This window comes from Nocardia sp. NPDC058497 (genome assembly GCF_042720195.1).
Classification (GTDB): domain Bacteria; phylum Actinomycetota; class Actinomycetes; order Mycobacteriales; family Mycobacteriaceae; genus Nocardia.
Genome location: NZ_JBHXMY010000238.1, coordinates 4,408 through 8,542 on the forward strand (window position 1 = coordinate 4,408; position 4,135 = coordinate 8,542).

Sequence of the window (4,135 nt, forward strand, 5' to 3'; positions counted from 1 at the left end):
ATCCTCTCACACACCCCCCGCCCCCACCCCCCCCTCACCCACCCCCCCCCCCCCCAGACTGCTCGCATGTTCAAGCAAATGCTGGCCGCGGCCGGTGTCGGTGGTGCCGAGGTCGAAACCGAATTGTTCACGCCCGGTGTGCAACCCGGCGGACTCGTCGAGGGTGTGATCCGGTTGCGCGGCGGCCGTGTCGACCAGGCGATCGGACACGTGGCGGTCGAGTTCATCACCCGCGTGGAGCGGGAGTATTCCGACGGCGAGGAGCGCATCGCCGACCTGGGCTTCGGCCGGGTCGGTGTCGCCGGGCCATTCACCCTGATCGCCGGCACGGTGGCCGAATTGCGTTTCGCCGCACCGGTTCCGTTCGAGACACCGATCACCTTCTTCGACGGCCACCACCTGCCGGGTGCCGCGGTCGCGCTGCGCACCGTCGTCGACATCCACGGCGCCGTCGACGCCACTGACACCGATCCGATCGGGATCGGGGCGCTGCCCGCCCAGCACGTCGTGCTCGATGCCGTGCGGCGCATGGGTTTCGGGCTGCTCCGCACCGATGTGGAGGCAGGCCGGATCGCCCGCACGCCGCAGCGGCTGCCGTTCTATCAGGAGATCGAGTTCGGCCGCTCGCACCACTTTCCGCGGGTCAACCAGCTCGAGCTCACCTTCGTCGCCGCGGAGCAGGGCATGAGCGTCGTGCTCGAGGCCGATATCGAGGGTGGCTGGTTCCGGGAGGACCGCGACGGGATCGGGATGTTCTGGGTCGACTACTCGCGCCTGGCCGCGCAGGACTGGACCGCCGAGATCCACCGCACCCTGGGAGGGATCGGCGCACTCGGCTGAGAGGCCGTAAGCCCACCGGGTCCACCCGGCCGCTTGGTAGCCTCTTGCGAGGCACTGAGCCGACGGGTGGGCAGTCACAGCAGTGGCGGGCGTCGGTGGACAGCGAGGTGGACATGGCCGGACGGGACGCAGAGGGCCGGGTGATGCCGTTCGCTCGCCGCGCGACATCGCCCGATGATCGGCGGATCGGTAATCCGCCCACCGGTAAGGTCGCCCGCAGCGCCCGGCTCGCCGCGGTGCCCGTCGCCTATGCGGGGCGACGCATCGCCGGACTCGGCAAGCGTGCCGTCGGCCGCAATGCCGAGGACGTGGAACGCGATATCCGCACCAGGACCGCCGAGCATCTGTTCCAGGTACTCGGCGAATTGAAAGGCTGCGTCGCGAAACTGGGCCAGCTGCTCGGCCTGCTCGAACTGGGCCTGGCCCCCGACCTGGCCGAGCCGTATCGCCAAGCCCTTGCGCGCCTGCACGATTCGGCCCCCGCCATGCTGCCCGGCGCCGTCCACGCCGAGCTGGCCGCGCATCTCGGCGACGACTGGCGCTCGCTGTTCCTCGACTTCGACGACCGCGCGGCGGCAGCGGCCTCGGTGGGCCAGGTCCATCGCGCACACTGGCACGACGGCACGCCGGTGGCCGTGAAGGTGATGTACCCCGGCGCCCGCCGTGCCGTCCTGGCCGACCTGCAGGCCCTGCGCCGCGCCACCCCGCTGTTCACCGCGCTGCTGCCCGGCGCCGACACCCGCCCGGTGATCGAGGCGCTGTGCGACGAGATCCACGCCGAACTCGACTACGCCAGGGAAGCGGCCAACCAGCGTGCGTTCGCCCTCGCCTTCGAGGGCGATCCGGACGTGGTGGTCAGCCGCGTGATCGCCCAGCGCGGCGACGTCCTGGTCACCGAATGGCTCGACGGCGCCCCGCTGACCCGGCTGATCGCCCGCGGCGAGGCCGCCGAACTCGACCGGCTCGGCGTGCTGATCCTGCGCTTCCTGTTCTCCGCACCGGCCCGCGCCGCCCTCGTCTACGGCGACCCGCATCCCGGCAACTTCCTGCGCATGCCCGACGGCCGTCTCGGCGTCGTCGACTTCGGCGCGTGCACCCCGTGGCCCGCCGCCTTCCTCGACGTCGCCGGTGACGTGTGCGCGGCCGTGATCGCCGACTCCCCGGCCGATCTCGAGGCCGCCATCCGCCGCCACGGTTTCGTCGCCCCCGGCCGCGAACTCGACATCGCCACCGTCGCCGCCCGCCTGCAACCCGTCCGCGACGCCCTGCTGGCCCCCACCTACCCGCTCTCGGCCGACTGGCTGCGCGAGCAGGTCCGCCTGGCCACCGACCTGCGCCTGTCGAACATCTTGCGCCAGTTGACGATGCCGCCCGACCACACCCCGATCCTGCGTTCCTTCCTCGGCGGCGTCGCGGTCCTGTGCCAGCTCCAGACCGAGGTGCCGCTGCGCGCGGAATGCACCCGCTGGTACCCCGAAACCGCAGCCGCCGTTGGCCTGTGAACCGTGGTGCACCGGGACCTTCCGCGCACGCCGATGGGGGCGCTACCCGACGACTCGCCTCGGCGAGGAGCGCGGTGTCCCGTCGAGACTTCTCTGCGCCATCACGACCCGTGCGGGTGAGAGTGGTCTATAGATCTGCCTCACCCGCACGACTCGCCTCTCCACCCTGCGTCGGCGCCCAGTCGCGGATCGCGGCGACGAACTCCTCGGGCGCGTCGGACTCCACGTAGGTTCCGGCTCCCTCGACGATCACGGTCTTGTGTTCGGGGAAGGTGGCTTCCAGACGGTCGCGCTCCTGGGGGCGGAAGGCGATGTCAGCGTCACCCCACACGATCAGCGTCGGCAGGTGGGCGAGGTCCGCAAGCCCGGCCTCGACCTCGACGAAGAAGTCCCGGCTGGCGAGGGTCCTGCCCGGGAGTACTGCGGAGGCCTGGCGCCGCTCGGGGGTGTCCAGCGCCCGGCGGTAGTGGGTCATCTCGGCTGCGGTCAGCTTCCGCCTTCGGTGGCCTGTGGGGATGAAGGTGTTGACGAGGAGGTTGAGCCGCCGGACCAGGAAGCGGCCCGGAGGTCCGCCGATGATGCGAGAGAAGGCCTCGAAGTGCAGGACGCCGTTGACCGGCCAGGCCCAGGTGTTGGCGAGCACCAGCCGATCGAAGACGCCTGGCCGCCGCTGCGCCGCCGCCAGGCCGATCAGGCCGCCCCAGTCCTGCCCGACCAGAGTGATCTGCTCGAGGTCGAGTGCGTCGACAAACGCGGTGACCACCTCTGCGTGCTCCTCGGGCAGGTACCGGTAGCCGGTCCTCGGCGTGGACAGCCCGAACCCCGGGTAATCGAGGGCGATACACCGGAAGTCGTCGCGCAGCGCGCGGATCACGTCGCGCCAGAGGAACGACCAGGTCGGGTTGCCGTGCAGGAACAGCAGTGTGGGACCCGACCCCTCATCGACGTAATGCACGGTGTGCCCGTCGATATCGACGAAGCGGCTCTCGAACGGGAACAGGTCGTCGTCGACCCATGCGGGCCGCACACTCTCGGTGATATCGGCCATGGCGGCCCCCTCTCGGCTCGAACCTGCGATAGACTTGAGTTTCTCAAGCACGCTGTAAATAGTCAAGCACCAAGGAATACGATGCGTAGTTACGGCCAGTACTGCGGGCTCGCCCGGTCACTCGAGGTCGTCGGCGACCGATGGAACCTGCTCATCGTCCGCCAGCTCCTCATCGCCCCCGCCCGCTACCGGGACCTGATCGACGGCCTCCCCGGAATCGCGACCAACCTGCTCGCCGACCGGCTCCGCGACCTCGAAGCCTCGGGCGTGGTCGAACGGCGACTGGCCGGCGAAGGCAACGTGGTCGAGTACGCCCTGACGCCGTGGGGCGCCGAGCTGCGTGAGCCGATCGAGAGCCTGATCCGCTGGTCCACTCCGCTGATGGTCCGCGGCCCCGAGGGCGACTCCTTCCGCCCCGGGTGGCTCGCCCTGGCCGTCCCCGCCCTGCTCGGCGCCCGGGTCGAGGCGCGCCCCTCGGCGACGGTCGGCCTCGAAATCGGCGACGAGCCCTTGCAGCTCCGCGCTACGGAATCCGGCTTCGAAGTCGGCCCGCATGACGGCCGCGACCTCGACGCCACCGTCCGCGCCGAGCCCGCCTACATCCTCGGCCTTGCCGCCGGCGCCGTCACCCTCAGCGACGCTCGCGCGCTCGGCCTGGTCGAGATCGACGGCGACGAGTCCCTCGTCCGCACCGTCTTCGCCGCCTGACGGGCCAATCCCTCAGGCGCGCGGTGTCCGAGCCACG

The 4,135-nt window shown here is 70.8% G+C and carries 4 protein-coding genes; 3 read left to right on the plus strand and 1 reads right to left on the minus strand.

Annotated features, from left to right (window positions below; translation table 11 throughout):
• Window positions 1-66 precede the first annotated feature (66 nt).
• Together ACFWPJ_RS17400 and ACFWPJ_RS17405 are read left to right on the plus strand one after the other, a co-directional pair.
• Window positions 67-840: a sporulation protein gene (locus ACFWPJ_RS17400; protein ID WP_378852478.1), complete on the plus strand. Its 774-nt coding sequence runs from the start codon at window positions 67-69 to the stop codon at window positions 838-840.
• Between the two features lie 113 nt (window positions 841-953).
• On the plus strand, window positions 954-2,342 hold the full coding sequence (locus ACFWPJ_RS17405) for an ABC1 kinase family protein (RefSeq protein WP_378852479.1): 1,389 nt from the start codon (window positions 954-956) through the stop codon (window positions 2,340-2,342).
• Window positions 2,343-2,469: 127 nt separating this feature from the next.
• On the opposite strand, the gene ACFWPJ_RS17410 is transcribed toward ACFWPJ_RS17405, so the two are convergent.
• Window positions 2,470-3,390, minus strand: coding sequence for an alpha/beta fold hydrolase (locus tag ACFWPJ_RS17410; protein WP_378852481.1), 921 nt, complete (start codon window positions 3,388-3,390; stop codon window positions 2,470-2,472).
• A gap of 81 nt (window positions 3,391-3,471) precedes the next feature.
• Here ACFWPJ_RS17410 and ACFWPJ_RS17415 point away from each other — a divergent pair, with 81 nt between their 5' ends.
• A complete protein-coding gene (locus ACFWPJ_RS17415) occupies window positions 3,472-4,098 on the plus strand; it encodes a winged helix-turn-helix transcriptional regulator (RefSeq protein ID WP_378852483.1) in 627 nt (208 codons plus the stop codon).
• The last annotated feature ends 37 nt before the right edge of the window (window positions 4,099-4,135 follow it).